The organism is Chryseobacterium oleae (assembly GCF_900115055.1).
GTDB classification, from domain to species: Bacteria; Bacteroidota; Bacteroidia; order Flavobacteriales; family Weeksellaceae; genus Chryseobacterium; species Chryseobacterium oleae.
In genome coordinates, this window is the sequence record NZ_FOVD01000006.1 from 274,460 (window position 1) to 292,350 (window position 17,891).

Annotated in this window: 16 protein-coding genes; 4 read left to right on the top strand and 12 right to left on the bottom strand. The window is 40.4% G+C overall.

The window, feature by feature from the left end; all coding sequences use genetic code 11:
• Positions 1 to 3: 3 nt before the first annotated feature.
• Positions 4 to 183: a hypothetical protein gene (locus BM143_RS18345; RefSeq protein WP_139222071.1), complete on the bottom strand. Its 180-nt coding sequence runs from the start codon at positions 181 to 183 to the stop codon at positions 4 to 6.
• A 378-nt stretch (positions 184 to 561) separates the two neighbouring features.
• Between BM143_RS18345 and BM143_RS18350 the strand changes: the two genes are divergently transcribed.
• The 4 genes from BM143_RS18350 to BM143_RS18365 are packed head-to-tail and all read left to right on the top strand — an operon-like array spanning position 562 to position 2,462.
• Positions 562 to 1,071 (top strand): hypothetical protein, encoded by a 510-nt coding sequence (locus tag BM143_RS18350; protein ID WP_090026187.1) that lies wholly within the window; start codon positions 562 to 564, stop codon positions 1,069 to 1,071.
• On the top strand, positions 1,068 to 1,415 hold the full coding sequence (locus BM143_RS18355) for a tRNA-binding protein (RefSeq protein WP_090026189.1): 348 nt from the start codon (positions 1,068 to 1,070) through the stop codon (positions 1,413 to 1,415). The genes BM143_RS18350 and BM143_RS18355 overlap by 4 nt, the downstream gene beginning before the upstream one ends.
• 15 nt (positions 1,416 to 1,430) lie before the next feature.
• Positions 1,431 to 2,132 (top strand): 3'-5' exonuclease, encoded by a 702-nt coding sequence (locus tag BM143_RS18360; RefSeq protein ID WP_090026191.1) that lies wholly within the window; start codon positions 1,431 to 1,433, stop codon positions 2,130 to 2,132.
• 3 nt (positions 2,133 to 2,135) lie between these two features.
• Entirely contained in the window at positions 2,136 to 2,462 is a 327-nt protein-coding gene (locus BM143_RS18365; RefSeq protein ID WP_090026193.1) for an SUF system Fe-S cluster assembly protein, read from the top strand.
• Positions 2,463 to 2,838: 376 nt separating this feature from the next.
• Here the strand turns inward: BM143_RS18365 and BM143_RS18370 are convergent, their stop codons facing one another.
• From BM143_RS18370 to cysD, 11 genes are all read right to left on the bottom strand, one after another.
• The gene (locus BM143_RS18370) at positions 2,839 to 3,675 is read right to left on the bottom strand and encodes a sulfurtransferase (protein ID WP_090026195.1); all 837 of its coding nucleotides are present in this window, start codon (positions 3,673 to 3,675) and stop codon (positions 2,839 to 2,841) included.
• Between the two features lie 194 nt (positions 3,676 to 3,869).
• On the bottom strand, positions 3,870 to 4,718 hold the full coding sequence (locus BM143_RS18375; protein WP_090026197.1) for a hydroxymethylglutaryl-CoA lyase: 849 nt from the start codon (positions 4,716 to 4,718) through the stop codon (positions 3,870 to 3,872).
• A gap of 190 nt (positions 4,719 to 4,908) precedes the next feature.
• Positions 4,909 to 6,432 (bottom strand): TSUP family transporter, encoded by a 1,524-nt coding sequence (locus BM143_RS18380; protein WP_228430886.1) that lies wholly within the window; start codon positions 6,430 to 6,432, stop codon positions 4,909 to 4,911.
• Positions 6,433 to 6,434: 2 nt separating this feature from the next.
• Positions 6,435 to 9,311, bottom strand: coding sequence for a TonB-dependent receptor (locus tag BM143_RS18385; RefSeq protein WP_090026198.1), 2,877 nt, complete (start codon positions 9,309 to 9,311; stop codon positions 6,435 to 6,437).
• A 135-nt stretch (positions 9,312 to 9,446) separates the two neighbouring features.
• Positions 9,447 to 11,120 carry an NADPH-dependent assimilatory sulfite reductase hemoprotein subunit gene (locus BM143_RS18390; protein WP_090026200.1) on the bottom strand — a complete coding sequence of 558 codons (1,674 nt, stop codon included), beginning with the start codon at positions 11,118 to 11,120 and terminating at the stop codon, positions 9,447 to 9,449.
• Positions 11,121 to 11,138: 18 nt separating this feature from the next.
• Positions 11,139 to 12,848, bottom strand: coding sequence for a diflavin oxidoreductase (locus BM143_RS18395; RefSeq protein WP_090026202.1), 1,710 nt, complete (start codon positions 12,846 to 12,848; stop codon positions 11,139 to 11,141).
• Positions 12,838 to 13,683 carry a uroporphyrinogen-III C-methyltransferase gene (cobA, locus tag BM143_RS18400; protein ID WP_090026204.1) on the bottom strand — a complete coding sequence of 282 codons (846 nt, stop codon included), beginning with the start codon at positions 13,681 to 13,683 and terminating at the stop codon, positions 12,838 to 12,840. Before cobA ends, BM143_RS18395 begins: the two co-directional genes overlap by 11 nt.
• A gap of 24 nt (positions 13,684 to 13,707) precedes the next feature.
• On the bottom strand, positions 13,708 to 14,619 hold the full coding sequence (gene cysK, locus BM143_RS18405) for a cysteine synthase A (RefSeq protein WP_090026205.1): 912 nt from the start codon (positions 14,617 to 14,619) through the stop codon (positions 13,708 to 13,710).
• A 155-nt stretch (positions 14,620 to 14,774) separates the two neighbouring features.
• Positions 14,775 to 15,605: a serine O-acetyltransferase EpsC gene (gene epsC / locus BM143_RS18410; RefSeq protein ID WP_090026207.1), complete on the bottom strand. Its 831-nt coding sequence runs from the start codon at positions 15,603 to 15,605 to the stop codon at positions 14,775 to 14,777.
• A 3-nt stretch (positions 15,606 to 15,608) separates the two neighbouring features.
• Positions 15,609 to 16,847 carry a sulfate adenylyltransferase subunit 1 gene (locus BM143_RS18415; protein WP_090026209.1) on the bottom strand — a complete coding sequence of 413 codons (1,239 nt, stop codon included), beginning with the start codon at positions 16,845 to 16,847 and terminating at the stop codon, positions 15,609 to 15,611.
• Positions 16,848 to 16,971: 124 nt separating this feature from the next.
• A complete protein-coding gene (gene cysD, locus BM143_RS18420; RefSeq protein WP_090026211.1) occupies positions 16,972 to 17,880 on the bottom strand; it encodes a sulfate adenylyltransferase subunit CysD in 909 nt (302 codons plus the stop codon).
• Positions 17,881 to 17,891: the final 11 nt, after the last annotated feature.

Below are 17,891 nucleotides of genomic sequence, written 5' to 3' on the forward strand. Positions count from 1 at the left end.
TCATTACCCGTTTGGGTGTCTATAGTCATCACACTTTTTAAAGCAATCAACAGGATTATCCGCAATAATATCTATTGCTGGTAATCCTGATCCTGATGGACTACAATGACAGTTAGCCTGAGGGCCTGTTCCTCCAAAAATGTTTTTTAATTGCGTCTTTGAAATTTGTTTTATTTTTTTCATTTTATGTATTAATTTTTGTTTCGTAAATATAATAATTAATTCCAATTTCAACTCATGGAATTATTTTATTTTCAATAAAAATATAAACCAAAATATTGAAAATCAAAGTAATACAAACCCTCATATTTCATTAACATATGAAATAAAAGCAAAATTATTCACAATATAAAATTTTTAATCTGATAAATTTTTGCATACTCATTTCAATTATTAATAAATTTCATCACCAGTTAATGGATTCTTTATTGGGTTATAAATTCTCATCCCTGTTTTTGTAAAATACAATCATTCTAAACCTACAGATCAGGCTAAAAATATCTAATTCCTACGAAGCTGAACTATGAATATTTTAATACATTTGTTTAAAACATATTCTGAATGAATTTCGAGCAGATCAATTTACATCTTGAGGCTTACAAAGAACACGACCAGATTCTGGATGCCGCGAAATTTCTAATCCATTCTTTTGAACTGGAACATGAAAACTTTGCAGGCTTTGGTTTTAGGGAAGAACTCTCGCCTACTTCTATGCTTTTAACGGCGGAAGGAGAATTGGGAGGTCCACAAAAAGTAATGATCCCGAGGAATTTATTTGACTTTGATCTGAATCTCGTGCTGAATATGGTGGCCCACGAAATGCTTCATGTACGGCAAAAAGCCCCCGGACAGGTCATTGAAGATAAAAATGAGCGGGAATTTCAGGCGTATTATGAAATGCTTTTCCATAAAATCTTTCCGCAGGTTCCGGAAGTATCGGATTTTCACAAAAAATTCTTTGGAAACAAAGCACTGGAATATTACAGAAGAATGGGCGAAGGATCAGAACTGCAACAAAAATATGCAGAAGGAAAAACAGAAGTAGAACACTTAATCAATTCATTATCATGACTATAAAACCAGAAATATCCTGGACAGACTTTGAGAAAATAGATATAAGATGCGGAACTATAATTTCCGTCAATGATTTTGAGAAAGCAAGAAACCCCTCTTATCAGTTGGAAATCGATTTTGGAGATCTTGGCATTAAACAGTCTTCGGCACAAATCACATCTCTTTACCAGAAAGAAGAACTCGTAGGAAAACAGGTGATGGCCGTCGTGAATTTCCCCAAAAAACAGATCGCTAATTTCTTCAGTGAATGTCTGGTTTTGGGCGTTTATGGAGAAGATAAAAAAGATGTTACTCTTTTGGCGCCATCCCTTCCAGTAAAAAACGGAATGCAGGTAGGATAACAAACACAAACACATATGATACAGCACATTCCATTAGAAAAAGTTTTATTCCTTGATATTGAGACCGTTCCGGGATCCGGCTCGTGGGAAGAACTTCCTGAAACCGAACAGAAACTTTGGGACAAGAAAACCAGATTTCAGAGAAAAGATGAGGTGACCGCCGCAGAATTTTATGACCGGGCAGGAATTATGGCCGAGTTCGGAAAGATTATCTGCATCACGATCGGAATGGTAGAAAAGAATGATACGTTAAAAATTAAAAGCTTTTCGGGTCATGATGAGAAAAAAATGCTTCAGGAATTCGGGGAACTCTTCAACAGTCCGAGGCTGAACAACATTATTCTCTGTGCCCACAACGGAAAAGAATTTGATTTTCCATGGATTGCCAGACGTTTCCTCATCAATGGAATGCAGCCTCCGGTTCCCTTTCAGATGTTTGGGAAAAAGCCCTGGGAAATCCCGCACATCGACACAATGGAGCTCTGGAAATTCGGGGATTATAAAAGTTTTGTTTCCCTGGAATTGCTGGCTCATGTCTTCGGAATTCCTACGCCTAAAGATGATATAGACGGTTCAATGGTTTCATCAATCTACTACATAGAAAAAGACTTGCAGCGAATTGTTGACTATTGTGAAAAAGATGTCTTAACTTTGGCAAATGTTTTCCGGCGGATGCGTCAGGAAGATTTGTTGAAAAGGAATATCAATCTAGATTAAAAAATGAAATTTACAGACGATCAAATTGCTGACATTGGTGAGGAAATCATCAAGGTCTTAAAATCCGTATACGACCCAGAAATTCCGGTAGATATTTACGAATTAGGCCTCATATATGATGTACAGATCTCCGAGGAGGGCGATGTAAAGATTATAATGACCCTTACTACCCCAAACTGCCCGGTTGCAGAATCTCTGCCACAGGAAGTAAAAGACAAAACAGGAGAAGTGGAAGGCGTGAAAAGCGTAGATTTGGAGCTTACTTTCGAACCTAGCTGGAACAAGGATATGATGAGCGAAGAAGCAAAATTCGAATTAGGAATGCTTTAAAATGAAGGAAGGAAGATGGAAGCTTTTGGAGCTCATAAAATCACTCTTTTGCTACATAAAACTTCTTTTTACATCAAATACGATACAAAACCCGGAAAATTTCCGGGTTTTTCTGTTTTATATCAATACGTTTTTCTTTTGTAATGTTTTATAAAGGGAAGCAATTTTATTGATTCTGATGAAGGGAATGGCTACACATAACGCTTTTTAAAATTTCACGCAGACGAATCAGATGGGGTAGATTTTTACTTCTTTAATCTGCTCAATCCACATGATCTGCGAGAGCAAAAAAGAAATCATCATAAGTTTAAGATCAAACTTCCAGAAATAATAAGACCAATAGTACTCCCAGCCTCCCACTTCCATCTTCCTGTCTTTAAACCTCTCTCGCAATCTCTTTCCCTTCCCTCCTGCTCCATTCGCTCCACGAACCTAAATAAAGATCCGGAATAGGAAAACCTGCATAATTCAGGGCTAAAATAGTATGACACGCCGTCACACCGGACCCGCAATGGATAATAAGATGCTGAGGTTTATCTTTTAAAAGTTCTGTATATTTTTGTTTTAAAACTTCAGGTTTCAGGAAATTTCCGTTCTCATCCAGGTTTTCAGAAAAAGGAATATTGATGGCTCCCGGAATGTGTCCGGCTACGAGATCAATCGGTTCAGATTCACCATTATAACGGTAAGCATCTCTTACATCGACAACCGTTGAAGAATGGCTTAACAGTTCATTTTCAACATTTTCCAAAGCTTTAACCGGAAGAAGCCAACCTTCTTTTTTAATGACAGAAGATTTTTCAAAAGACTCTTCGCCGGACGAAAATTCTACTCCGTCTTTCTCTGCAGCCTGGAATCCTCCATCCAGAACCTGAACATTTTCAAATCCAAAAGACTTCAGCATCCACCAGGCTCTTGCTCCTGCATTGGCTCCGTTTTTATCATCATATATCACGATATGAGCATCTTCAGAGATTCCAAGATTTGAAAGTGTTTCAGCAAATTTTGTAATGTCCGGAAGCGGGTGTCTTCCTCCAAAAGCAGCATCTTCACCAATCTCGGCCAGATCTTTATCCAGATCAATAAAACGGGCTCCTTTGATATGTTTTTCAAGATAAGTTTGATGGACGTCTTTTCCTACTCTGGCATCAAGGATAATTAGGTTTTCTGCTGAAAGGTTTTTTAATTCGGATGATGAGATGATGGGTGACATATCTGGTGATTTTGGGGTTAAAATGATAAGTTTTGGCTAAAGCCAATTGAATTTTTAATACAGGAAAGCGGGTTAAAACCCGCTCCTATTGATATATTTTGTCTCGCAGATTGCACAGATTATGCAGATTTTTATGCTTTAAAAACAATGTCATCCGCTTTATCAGCCTGATCTGCGCGCGCTTTATTTTTTATTTAAAAATGAAAAATATCCTTCGCCTTATTGTAAGAGCTTTCAAAATTCAGCAGATTCAGTTTGTGTTCTGCTTTTTCTACGCTCATAAAATTGATGACCTGTTCCGTAGGCATATTTCCTACCAGATCATCTTTGGCCATAGGACATCCGCCGATACCTTTGATAGCACTGTCAAATCTTCTGCAGCCTTTATCGTAAGCCGCTTTTAGTTTTGAGTAAGAATCTTCATAACGGTTATGGAAATGCCCTCCAAAATTGATCTCAGGGTATTTTGACGGTATTTTTTCGAATAAAAGTGCAATGGTTTCAGGAGTTGCAACCCCTGTCGTATCAGACAGAAGCACATCTTTGATTCCGATCTCTGAAAATCTTTTGGCCCAGAAATCAACATCTTCCCATTTCCACATTTCACCGTACGGATTTCCGAAAGCCATGGAGAAATAAATATTCAGCTGTTTTCCTTCACCTTTAACCAGTTCAAGCATTTTAATGATCTCATTAAAAGCTTCTTCCTGGCTTTTATTCGTATTTCTGTGCTGAAAAGTTTCTGAAATAGAAAATGGAAACCCCAGAATATCCACAGACTGATGTTTTAATGCTTTTTCGGCACCTCTGTAATTTCCGATGATTGCAGAAACTTTTGTATCAGATAAAGTTTTATCTATATTTTCGGCAACTTCATCAGAATCAGCAAGCTGAGGAATTGCCTTTGGAGATACGAAGCTGAGACAATCCAATATATCATACCCAACTTCCATTAAAGAGTTGATGTAATCTATTTTTTTGTTTGTGGGGATAAATTCTCCCCAACCCTGCATTGCATCTCTCGGACATTCTGTTAGAAACATTGGTACTTTGATTTTCTCAAATATAATAAAAGTTAACAAGTTTATGTTAGCCTATTACAAAGCTAACATATTTTTGATTTTCAAGCTTTTATATATAATTTAAAATTTCGATAACTGATATTCAATTCCAGATAAGCTATTCAAGACATGGAAAACTTTGCTTATTCATTATCATCTTATCCCAAAAAACTTAGATGAATGATTTTACAATCGTAATTAAGCTCATCACAATCACCACCACTCCTACAACAGCAAACATTTTCTTAGCCGGAAGTCGTGACGTAAACATCGCTGAGAAAGGAGCCGTAAAAACCCCTCCAAGCAGAAGACCCAGCACAATGTTCCAGTGATGAATTCCGATGGTGAAAATAAAGGTTAAAGCACTTACAACGGTCAGTAAAAACTTAGCCAGTGTCGAACTTCCCACTACATACCGCGGTGTTCTTCCTTCTTTGATCAAGGTTCCGGTAACAAGCGGTCCCCAACCGCCGCCTGCAAAAGAATCAATAAATCCTCCTACTAATCCCAATATTCTGAGATTGGTTCTCTTTTTCCGTATGTTTTTTCCTGTTCTTTTATCTTTAAAAGCATTTCTAAGAATATTGATTCCTAAATACAAGGTATAGCAGGCGATGACCGGCTTTACAATATGAGCATATTTCTCTCCGAAATGAGACAGCGCAAATGCCCCGATAAAAGCCCCCACAGCCGCTACAGGAAAAAGAATCCAGACCATCTTTTTGTTGACATTTCCCAATTTATAATGGCTGATACTTCCGGCAGCCGATGTAAAAGATTCCGCAGAATGAATACTTGCACTGACCACCGGCGGCGGAACATTCAGAAGCAAAAGAATGGTGGTACAGATGACTCCATATCCCATTCCCATAGATCCGGCCACAACTTCAGCCAGGAAACCGGCCAGCAGCATCCAGTAAAAAATATGTCCGTCTTTACTCAGGAAATCCTGAATATCTCCGGACAGATTGAACTGATAAATAATCAGAGCCAAGACCGCAACAAGAACGAAAACGCCAATAATCCCGAGATAGATATTGGCTCTTCTCTGAACTGTTTTGGTGATGTTGATCAGTTTTTCCATCTCCAGCTTTGTTTCTTCTGGTTGAATGGTTTTTTCACCTAAATAATCCGTGGTCAGCCGGTTCAGTTCTTTGACTTTGTAGGTAAAATCACCTTTTAACTGATTCCTGATGTTCTGCATATTGTCCAGCAGCCCCTCCATATCTTCATCAGGAATGGTTTCTGTTAAGATTTCCCGTAACCGTTTGGCCACAGTAGGAGATTTTCCATTGGTTGAAACGGCAATTTTAAGATCTCCTTTTCTGACGATGGAACCCAGATAGAAGTCACACAAGCCCGGCTTATCAGCAATATTCACCAAGGTATTATTCTGATGGGCCCTGCTACGGATCTGCTCAGCCAGAATAATATCATTAACGGCTACGATAGCAATATCAGCACTGTTAAAATCATTATCTGTATACGATCTTTCATGCAGAGTGAGGTTAGGATAATTCTGCTTCAGATCCTTAACCTGATCATTGATTTCTTTTGCAACCAGCTTAATGCGTGCTCCCGGAGAATTCGCCAAAACAGACTGCAGTTTTTCCAGAGCAATATTTCCGCCGCCAATGATCAGCAGAGATAATTCTTCGAGCTTTAAGAATATGGGATATAAAGAGTTACTCATCATATTTAAAGTTTTAGATCATAGGTGAATGCCACATAATACAGCCCTCCGATTTCAGGTCCTGCCGCATATTGAAAGTATCGGCGATTAAGAAGATTGGTCGCTCCGATTTTAACGCTCGCCTTTATTTCAGGGATTCTCCACGTCGCCTGAGCATCAATGGTATAGTAGGAAGGAATATTTCCGGACGCCAGCGGACTTTCCCATAAGAAGCTGTCCTGCCATCTTGCAGCCACTGTAAATCCGATGTTTTTGATAATCTCCCTATTTCCCACACTTAGATTGACCGCCCATTTAGGGGTATTGAAAGCCGTAATAAAAAGATCTGAAGTATTGGTTGAAATAAGGTCGTTATAAGACACGTTTACATTCACATTATAATTTCTCACAACATTGTATCGGATACCCAAAGAAGTACCAAAACTTTTGTACTTACTAGTACTGTTGGTATAAACCCTGTAACGGTCCTGCTTGCTTCTGTCCAGCATTGCTAAGACAGCATTATCGCTTCCGATATTTTCATTTTTAGGCACTGCCACTTCTACCTGTCCCAGAAAACCTTCATAGATGTTGTAGTAAAAATCCCAGTCGATGACCAGTCTGCTGTTGAATAAGGCTGATTTATAGCCTACTTCAAAAGATGTCACTTTTTCCGGCTGTAATTTGGGCAGATTGGCCGCCGTTAAAATATTTCTGTTTTTCAATGCAGACTGATTCTGGTTTGTTCCTCCGTCTACGTCTTTATTCACTGCAGAAATAAACTGATCTATAGAAGCCAGCGTATAAGAGTTTTCAAGATACCCCAGTCCATCATTAGCCTTTGAAAGTCCACCTACTCTTCTTACATTTCCGTTATTAACGAACGACAATGCTTCAAATAAAGAAGGAAAACGATAGCCATTTTGAAAAGAAGCTCTGAAATTGTGCTGGTTAACCGGAGAATAAACCACGCTCAGCCTTGGATTTAATTTTGTTTCAAACTCCGGGTTTCTATCTGCACGAAGGGCCAGATTCACTTTTAATTTATCCTGGAAAAAAAGCTTAGTAAGCTGTACAAATGCACCGTATTTCTGATAAATAACATTACTCCCGAAGGTTCCGTCAGACAGGGGAATATTTCTTTCGCTGACAGGTCTGTTAAAATCAACGAAGTTATTTCCGTCGGGTGTGATGCTGTAAAGACGGTAATCTGCTCCCGCAAGAAGGCTGAAAATCTTTACAAATCGGGTGAAATCGTAAGTAATTTCGCCCTGATAAAAACGGGATTTCTGTTCAAGCTTTGCGCCTCCGGTGGCTGGTGCTCCTGCAATTCCGGAATTCGCTGAATCCCAGTTATTAATCCCGATAATGGTATTTTTTAACTGCTCAAATGCTGCCGTTCCCGGAACTACGCGGTTTTTATCAGCTTCCTGTCTCGCCAGAATAAAAGCATCATTCAGATTGATCCCTGAATTAAGCCTGTCCTGCAAAGTCGTCTGAAAGATATTTCTCCAGTTGGTATTGGAAAGATTCGTAAGGTCCAGATTATCAGCCAGCGGCTTAAGATTATAAGAATCTCCGGTATTCTCTATGGACACATAGGCTCTGAATGTCAATTCTTTACCTGTCAGCTCTACTTTATGGTTCTGAACCGTTGCATTCTGTAGACGGATCTTGTTCCCCCGCTGAAAAGTGCCGTCCAGCAATCCATAACGGTAGACATACGATGTTCTCCACTGATCTCCAAAACGGTAGTATAATCCTGCATCAAACTTTATATTCTTCACTTCAGGACTTATCAGATCCTTTTCGTAATACCCTGTTCTTGATACATTAAAAGTGGTTGGTTTTCCATTGTAATTCACTTTTACCGATGTCCTGTTGTTTCTTTCGTCACCGTATTTATTCCAGAGATCTTCTGCGGGATTATTGGTGAGAGAAAAATTGGGATTTGCTGTAATGAATGAATTGGGGTTCTGATCTGTACGGTTATCCGAGATCCAGTCTACACCGCTGAAATAGGAAGCATTGACCTTTACGGCAAAGTTTTTATTGATGACTTTTGCAATTCTGACTGCACTTTCACCAAGAGCAGCGGTTTTGTGATTCACGTTATCTACATGATTCACTCCGCCTCTGAAATACAAACTTACGCCTTCCGAAGTAAATGGATCTTTGGTCTGAAGACTCGCCAATCCGTTGACAGCATTCATTCCATACAGGGCAGAAGCCGCTCCGGGCGTGATCTCCATGGACTGGATATCCAGTTCTGTGGGACCTATGGCATTTCCCAGCGGAACACCAAGCGTGGCAGACTGTACATCTACTCCATCCACCAGTTGCATGAACCTGAAGTTATTCGGAGAATTGAATCCTCTGGAATTGGGAACTTTTAAAGTAAGACTTGAGGTTAAAAGCTGTAATCCCTTCACATTCTCTAAGGTTTCGTAGAATGAGGCTGCAGGACTTTCCCGGATGGTTTTAATATCAATTTTTTCAATCGCGATCGGTGATCTCAGAATTTTTTCCGGAACGCGGGAAGCTGAAATAACGACTTCGTTGATGATGGTGTTCTGAGGATTTAATTCGATAGCAATTTTACTGGACAATGAAAGTATCTCGGCAGTATGAGCTGCGAATCCTTCTTTGGTCACCACGATTCTGAAAGGAATTTTCACCCTTGTTCTCAGGTTAAAATTTCCTTCCTGATCGGTTACTGCCGTATCCTGGGTATGTTCTACCTGGATCTTTACTCCGGCAATGCCTTTATGGGTGTCCGTATGTTTAATGATTCCGCTTACTTCGATAAGCTGCTGTGCCTGTAAAACGGCAGTAAAAGAAAGGGTAAGAAGTAAGATCAGACTTATTCTCTGCTTAAAATAATGGTGGGATATGGATTTCACTTGTTTAAAATTTTAGGGTTAAAAATGATTTATGCGTCGTCAATTAATGAACAGCACATACACATTCGGATCCCTAAAAGATGATGGTAGTGTTTTCTGGCCTTTTTCTGCCGGTAAAGAAGGTTGATCATATTTTTATGGTATTGTTTGTAAATAGCGGTAAGAGAAGTCACCGAAGGTTTCCTCCGAATGTCTCCCTTTCAAGTAGATTCCGAAAAGTTCATCCAGAGTTTGAAGGATTTCTTCTTCGCCGATGTTTTCTTTAAATTTTGTATTGAGACGCATTCCAAGCCTGTCGCCGCCAATGTGAAGATTGTATTTTCCGTAAGCCGTTCCTACAAATCCTATTTCGGCATTGGGTGATCTTCCGCAACCGTTTGGACAGCCTGTCATTCTGATGGTGATATCTTCGTCCTGAAGTCCGTGTTTTTCAAGGATAGGCTCTATTTTCGTGACTAAAACGGGCAAATACCTCTGACCTTCCGCCAAAGCCAGTGAACAGGTGTTCAGTGCCACACAGGCCACGGAGTTTTTACGCAACGCGCTGGCTTTTTCTGTATAACCTGAAATCCCGTGTTCTTTCAGAAGATGTTCAATTTCTGCCTTATCCTCTTCGCCAATATCAGAAAGAATCAGATTCTGATTACAGGTGAACCGGAAATTCACATTTCCTGTCTCCGCAATTTTCAACAGCCCTGATTTCAAAGGATAGTCTTCTGTATCCAAAACCCTTCCATGCTCTACAAATAAAGTGTAAAACCATTTTCCTTCATGATTTTGGGTCCAGCCGTAACGGTCTTTTCTCTGTTCAAACTTAAACTCGCGGGCTGGTTCTAAGGCAAAGCCGCATCTTTTTTCGACCTCGTTTCTATAGCCTTCAATGCCCAGTTTATCAATTGTATATTTTAATCTGGATAATTTTCTGTCGCTTCTGTTTCCGAAATCACGCTGTACTGTTATAATTTCGTAGACCGCCTTCAGCAGTTTTTCTTCTGTATCTACAAAACCTAAAAGAGAAGCCAGACGTGCATAAGTCGCATCATTTCCGTGGGTAGCACCCAATCCGCCGCCGGCCGCGATATTGTAACCGACAATTCTGTCATCTTCAACGATGGCAATCAGGGCAATATCATTAATAAAAACATCCACATCATTGTTGGGAGGAATGGCAATTCCGATTTTCAGTTTTCTCGGCAGGTATCTGTCCTGATACAAAGGATCTTCCTCTGTTTTCCTGTCGATTAATAACTCATCATCGATCCACAGATCATAATAGGATTTTGTTTTCGGAAGACACATTTCACTGATTTTTCCGGCCAGTTCATAGACCACCTGATGCATTGGTGACTCGGAAGGATTTGAAGTACACGTTACATTTCTGTTCACATCACCACATGCCGCAATCGAATCCAGATGCTGTAAGTTGAAATTCTGGATGGTAGGTCTTACATGAGATTTTAAAATCCCATGTAGCTGAATGGTCTGGCGCGTCGTAATTTTAATCACTCCCGTGGAATGGTTTTCTGCAATTTCATGAAGTCCCGCCCACTGTTCGGAAGTTAAAAATCCTCCCGGAAGTCTTAGCCTGATCATGTAGGAATATAGCCACTCCAGTTTCTTAGCGACTCTTTCTTCGCGCCTGTCCCGGTCATCCTGCTGGTACATTCCATGGAATTTGATGAGGGTTTGGTCATCTTCTCTGATGGCTCCGGTAAAATCGTCCAAAAGACTTTCCTTTAAAGTTCCTCTGAGCCCGTTGCTGCCGGTTTTTATCCTTTCTACCGGCGAAAGGTTATTCTTATCTGTCATATCGTATCCGTTTATGATTTAATACACATCTTTAACATATCTGCCGCTGAGTTCCAGCTCTTCAAGATAATTCTGCGCTTGTTCCGGGCTGTGTTTTCCCTTATCCTGAATAATGTTCAGAATGGTTTTCTCAACCTCTTTACTCATAGGTTCTTTAGCGCCGCAAACGTAAAGTGAAGCACCTCCTTCCAGCCAGTGATAGACTTCCTCTGCTTTTTGTTCCAGTTTATGCTGAACGTATATTTTTTCGGCGGTGTCTCTGGAAAAGGCAAGATCAAGATGGGCCAATGCTCCTGTTTTCAGAAAGTCCTGAAGTTCGGCCTGATAAAGGAAGTCTGAAACGAAAGTCCGGTCTCCGAAAAAGAGCCAGTTTCTGCCTTCTGCTCCCACAGCATCCCGTTCGTAGAGAAAAGATCTGAAAGGCGCAATACCTGTTCCCGGACCAATCATAATGATATCTTTCTCCGGCTTCGGAAGTCTGAAATGTTTGGCTTCCTGGATATAAAATTCGATGTCTTCCCCTTCTTTAAATTCTGCCAGAAAACCGCTGCACAAGCCGTTTTGCTTTTTTTCATTGATGAAAAACTCTGATTTAGCAACTGTAATATGAATTTCGCTGTCTCCGTGGGCTTCAAATGAGGAAGAAACAGAATACAAACGAGGCGACTGTCCAGTCAAAACCGGAATAAACTGTTCAAGTTCATCAGCATTTTTTACAGGATAAATTCTCAGCAGATCGAGAAGACTTAATCTCACTTCGGGAATAGAATGCCCTGTGATCTGTGCATATTGAGCGACTGTTGTTTTAAGCAGATAGCTGATATTAAGATGTTTGTAGAGCAATTCTTTTGCGCTGGCTGTAATTTTTGCCGTTTTAATCTGCTTTTCAGGATCAATTCCGGTTAAGCTAATTATTTCTTCAACCTCATCTTTTGAATTGAAAGCGATCACGCCCAATGCATCACCGGGGCTATACATCAGAGGTTCTTCAGTTTCTATTTCTATATGGTAGGTTTCCTTGTCAGAACCTATATCATTAAGGTTGATGATGGTTGAAATTTTTCCCTGATATTTTTTCCTTCCGGTTGATGTTTTTACAGCAACCGCAGTTTTCTGGCTGCTTTCTTTGGTTTTATTGGCAACATCCAGAATATGTTCTGCCCAGACATGAGCTTCCTGTTCATAATCAATATCACATCTTTTTAAAGGAAGAATGCGCTGTGCTCCCAATACTTCAAAACGGGAATCGATGTCTTCTCCTGTTTTGCAGAACAAAGGATAACTACTGTCTCCCAAGGCAAGAACACCAAATTTCAAATGACTGATATTCAAATCATTTTCATGAATGTGGTCATAAAATTTTTTCGCCAGGACAGGTGGGTCACCTTCTCCCTGAGTACTGATAATGATGAAGAACAAATCTTCTTTGGCAAGATCTTTCGGTTTGTACTGGGAAAGGTCTGCCAGTTTTACCTGCACCCCCTTTTTCTTGATCACTCCCGCTAGTTCAACTGCCAATTTCTTACTGTTTCCGGTTTCAGTGCCATACGCAAGGGTAATTTTCTTCGGAGAAACGACATCGGTATCAATGTCCGAGGTAACCTGATGCTGTACGGCGGCAGATATTCCGGCAATTCCAGCGAGAAAACCACTGGCCCAGACCGCTTCATCTCTTGAAAAATCTCCTGATATTTCTTTAAGGGCTTTTAATTTAGTTTCAGACAGCATATTCCAGTATATTTTGATGGTTGGAGACTAAGGTTCCGTTCGTTACAGATTTAAAGTAAATCCCTTCCTGTATAGTTGATTCCAGCCACGAAAATTCTTCATGCAGATTCACCACCTTCCCTATCACCACCAATGACGGAGATACAAAGTCTTTATTTCCAAAGTTTTGCTGAAAATCTTCCAGAGAAGAGGTGTAAACTTTCTGATAAGGTGTGGTCGCCTGTTCTATGATGGCTATTTTCTTATCCTCCGTTTTGCCCAAGGCCAGGAATTTCTCTACCAGGCTGTTCAGATTTCCTTTAGACATATAAAAAACCAGTGTGTCATCGGATGTTCCGAGCTCTTTCCAATAGGCATCGCTTAGAATTTCTTTTTTATAGTAGGTCAGAAAACGGACGGATGTTGCATATCCTCTGGCGGTTAAAGGTATCCCCGCATAAGCCGCTGCTCCGGATGCCGCTGTAATTCCCGGAACGATTTCAAAGGCTATATGATGCTCTTTCAATGCTTTCAGTTCGTCTAAAACATTGGAAAAAAAGGAGATGTCCCCGCCTTTGAGTCTTACTACTGTTTTCCCCTGTAAAGCATAGTCTACAATCAGGGTATTGATATGGGTCTGAGGTGTAGAAGCGTTTTTGCTGCATTCTTTTCCTACATAGATGATTTCGGTATTCTTATTCGCGTAACGGCCTAATATTTCAGGACTTACGAGACGGTCACACAGGATGATATCGGCTGAGGCAATGGCTTTTACGGCCTTCACAGTGATTAGATCAGGGTCGCCAGGTCCTGCACCCACAAGGTAAACCTTTGGTGTTGTATTCAGTTTTTTCATTTTAAATCTTCTTATGGATGTTATTTAGAAAAGCCCTTCTATGGACAGGTATCTTTCGCCTGTGTCATAATTCACTGTAAGTACAGTGGCTCCTGCAGGGATCTGAGGAAGTTTTTTCGCAACCGCAGCTAAAGCGGCTCCCGTAGAAATTCCTACAAACAGGCCTTCTCTTTTGGCAGCTTCTTTAGTAAATTCAAAAGCTTCGTCTTTATTGATCTGTACAATTTCGTCCAGCAGTCCGGTATCAAGGATTGACGGAACAAATCCCGCTCCCAGGCCCTGAAGTGGATGTGGTGCCGGAGCTCCTCCACTAAGAACCGGGGATAATTCTGGTTCTACAGCAATTACTTTGAGGTTAGGAAATTTCTGTTTCAATACCTGTGCAAGCCCTGTGATGTGGCCGCCAGTTCCTACGCCGGTGATCAGGTAGTCCAGTCCTTCCGGAAAGTCTTTCAGGATTTCCTGAGCCGTGGTTTCAACATGAACTTTAACGTTAGCAGGATTGTCAAACTGTCTCGGGATCCATGAATTTGGAGTTTCTTTGGCCAGTTCTTCCGCTTTTTCAATGGCCCCTTTCATTCCTTTTTCTCTTGGAGTCAGAACGAATTCCGCTCCATAAGATTCCATAATTTTCCGGCGTTCCAAACTCATACTTTCGGGCATCACCAGAATAAGCTTATAGTTTTTTACAGCGGCTACCAGGGCAAGTCCGATGCCTGTATTTCCGCTGGTAGGTTCTATAATGACGCTGTTTTCATTCAGCAATCCTTTAGCTTCAGCATCTTCTATCATAGATAAAGCAATTCTGTCTTTGATGCTTCCTCCGGGATTGGCTTTTTCCAGTTTGATCCAGACTTCATGTCCGGTATCGAAAAGCTTATTAATTTTTACGACCGGGGTATTTCCGATGGTTTCTAGTGTGTTTTGGAACTTCATACCGATTCAATTTTATATTGTTTTTAAACTTATAAACATTAATTTTTACCATTAAGATTCATTAAGTGATTAAGAACATTAAGAAGAATATCTTCGATATTCATTAAGCTGGGCTTAACTTTCTTAATTTCTAAATCAATCTTAATGGTTATTTTTTATATCACAAATGTTAAAGATTCAGGAAGGGTTCCGTTATCTTTTATTTTTATTTCACTTTTATGATAGACCAGAGAGCCGGAAGGAACGTTTTGTGTGATCCATACATTTCCTCCGATAACGCTGTCTCTGCCTATGGTCGTATTCCCGCCCAAAATGGTCGCTCCGGAATAAATAATGACATGGTCTTCGATATTGGGATGCCTTTTCTCATTGGCTTTATCCTTTGAAACATTTAAGGCTCCGAGCGTTACGCCCTGATACAGTTTTACATGGTTTCCGATCTCCGTTGTTTCTCCAATCACAATTCCGGTTCCGTGGTCGATAAAGAAATATTTTCCAATCACCGCACCCGGATGGATGTCTATTCCGGTTTTGCTGTGGGCATACTCTGATATCACACGAGGCAGTATTTTTACCTTTTGAATCCAGAGCTGATGGGAGATCCTGTACACATACGTAGCAAAAAAGCCGGGATATGAGAGGAGGATTTCTTCCAGTGATTCTGTAGCGGGATCAAATTCTAAAATAGATTCGGCATCCAGAATCAGTGTGCTGTAGATATCAGGTAATACGAGAAACAATTTGTCGGTCTGCTCTTTAGCAAAAACCTCATCTTCCGAAGCGTTCTTTATCAGATCAAAAAGAATTTTCTGCACATCTTCAAACCTGTCATGAAGCTGATCTTCCGTATTGATTTTTTCCGGAAGAAACAGGATATTATACAGGTCTGTGACAAAATTTTCCATCTTCCTTTTGTCAAAGAATCCCTGAGAACTGCTTTGCTTTTTTTCAAGGATTTTCTTAATAAAATACTCTGAAACTTTCATGTTTTACTGAATTATACATGCCGCAACGGTAGCATTGGAGGTTTCATCTACCAAAATTGCCGATCCCGTTTTTTTATTGCTTATAAAATCATCAAAAACCAAAGGTTGCGCGGTTTTAATGGTTACTTTCGCGATTTCATTAAGCTTGATTTCTCCTTCTGAATCTTCCTGTTCCAGCGTATTGACATTGATCTTGTAGTCTACGTGTTTTACCACCGCTTTCAACTGTCTGCTGTGATGCTGTATCAGGTATCTATTCCCCGGCTGCAAGCTTTTATGATCGAGCCAGCACAATAATACTTCCACTTCTTTTTCAACATTAGGAAGTTCTTCTGCTGATGCAAAGAAATCTCCGCGGCTCACATCGATGTCTTCTGTAATCTGGATGACAGCCGGCTGCCCTTCAAATGCTTCCTGAACCTCAGCACCATTTACTTCTATGGTTGCTATTTCAGTAATAATTCCTGCCGGAAGTATGGCTATTTTATCTCCTTTCTTAAAACTTCCACTGATGATCTGTCCCGCATATCCACGGTAATCGTGAAGCTCTTCTGTCTGAGGACGGATGACATACTGCACCTGGAAACGGCTTCCGCTGTTGTGTACATCATCAAGTTCCACCTCCTCCAGATAATCGAGCAGAGAACTTCCCTGATACCAGTCTGTGGTGGATGACAGGGAAACAATATTATCTCCTTTCAGTGCGGAAATAGGGAAATAGGTGACATCATTTAAGCCTAACCCTTCTGCAATCTTAGAATAATCTGCTTTAATGCTTTCAAAAACTTCTTCCGAATAGTCCACCATATCCATTTTATTGATTGCAACAGCTACCTTTTTCAATTTAAGTAACGAAGCGATGATGGAATGTCTTCTGGTCTGTTCAATAACTCCTTTTCTGGCATCGATCAGAATCACCATCAGATCTGAGTTGGAAGCTCCTGTGATCATATTTCTGGTATACTGAACGTGTCCCGGAGCATCTGCGATGATAAATTTTCTTTTTGACGTCGAAAAGTACCGGTAAGCCACATCAATGGTGATTCCCTGTTCCCTTTCCGCCCGAAGTCCATCCGTTAAAAGCGCCAGATCTACTCCGTCTTCATTTTTGTTTTTAGAATGTTTTTCAAGGACTTCCAGCTGATCCTGCAAAATACTTTTGCTATCGTAAAGCAGTCTGCCGATGAGGGTACTTTTGCCGTCATCTACGCTTCCTGCTGTTATAAATCTTAATATATCCACGAGTTTTTTGTTATAAATGATTAATGATGATTGATTAATGATGAGCAATAAGTAATGGGTAATATGTCCTTTGGTACTATTTTCCACGCTGTATGATTGCTAATTACTCATTGCTCATTACTTATTAAAAATAGCCTCCTTTTTTCCGGTCTTCCATTGCCGCCTCCGTTACCCGGTCGTCAATTCTGGTTTCTCCTCTTTCTGAGATTCTGGTAGCTACAATTTCTTCAATCACGGTGTCTACGGTAGCAGCTTCAGATTCTACTGCTGCGGTACAGGTCATATCTCCTACGGTGCGATAGCGTATTCTTTTGGTCGTTACGATATCACTTTCTTCCAGAACTGCAAACTCGGAATTCGCAATCCACTGTCCGTTAAGGTCTACTACTTCTCTTTCATGCGAAAAGTAAATAGATGGTAAGCCTATATTTTCTCTCCGGATATAATTCCAGACATCAAGTTCTGTCCAGTTGCTGATTGGAAAAACTCTTACATTTTCCCCTTTCTGAATTTTTCCATTGAAAATATTCCACAATTCAGGTCGCTGAAGTTTAGGATCCCATTGTCCAAACTCATCCCGGACAGAGAATATCCTTTCCTTGGCTCTGGCTTTTTCCTCATCTCTTCTTGCTCCTCCAATGCATGCATCAAATTCGAATTCTTCAATCGTGTCAAGAAGGGTGAAGGTCTGCAGCCAATTTCTGCTTGGAAATTTTCCTTTCGGTTCCGTCAGTTTTCTTTTATGAATCGTGTCTTCTACTTTTCTTACGACCAAATCTACATTGATCTCTGTGGTCAGCTGATCCCTGAAGTCTAAAACTTCCTGAAAATTGTGTCCTGTATCCACGTGAACAAAAGTGAACGGGATTTTTCCGTAAGGAAATGCTTTGGCAGCCAAATGAGCCAGCACAATGCTGTCTTTTCCACCGCTGAACAGTAAAGCCGGACGCTCAAACTGCCCTGCTACTTCCCGTAAAATATAGATGGATTCAGCTTCTAACTGATCTAAATAATTCAAATGATATAATGACATATTTTATTTTT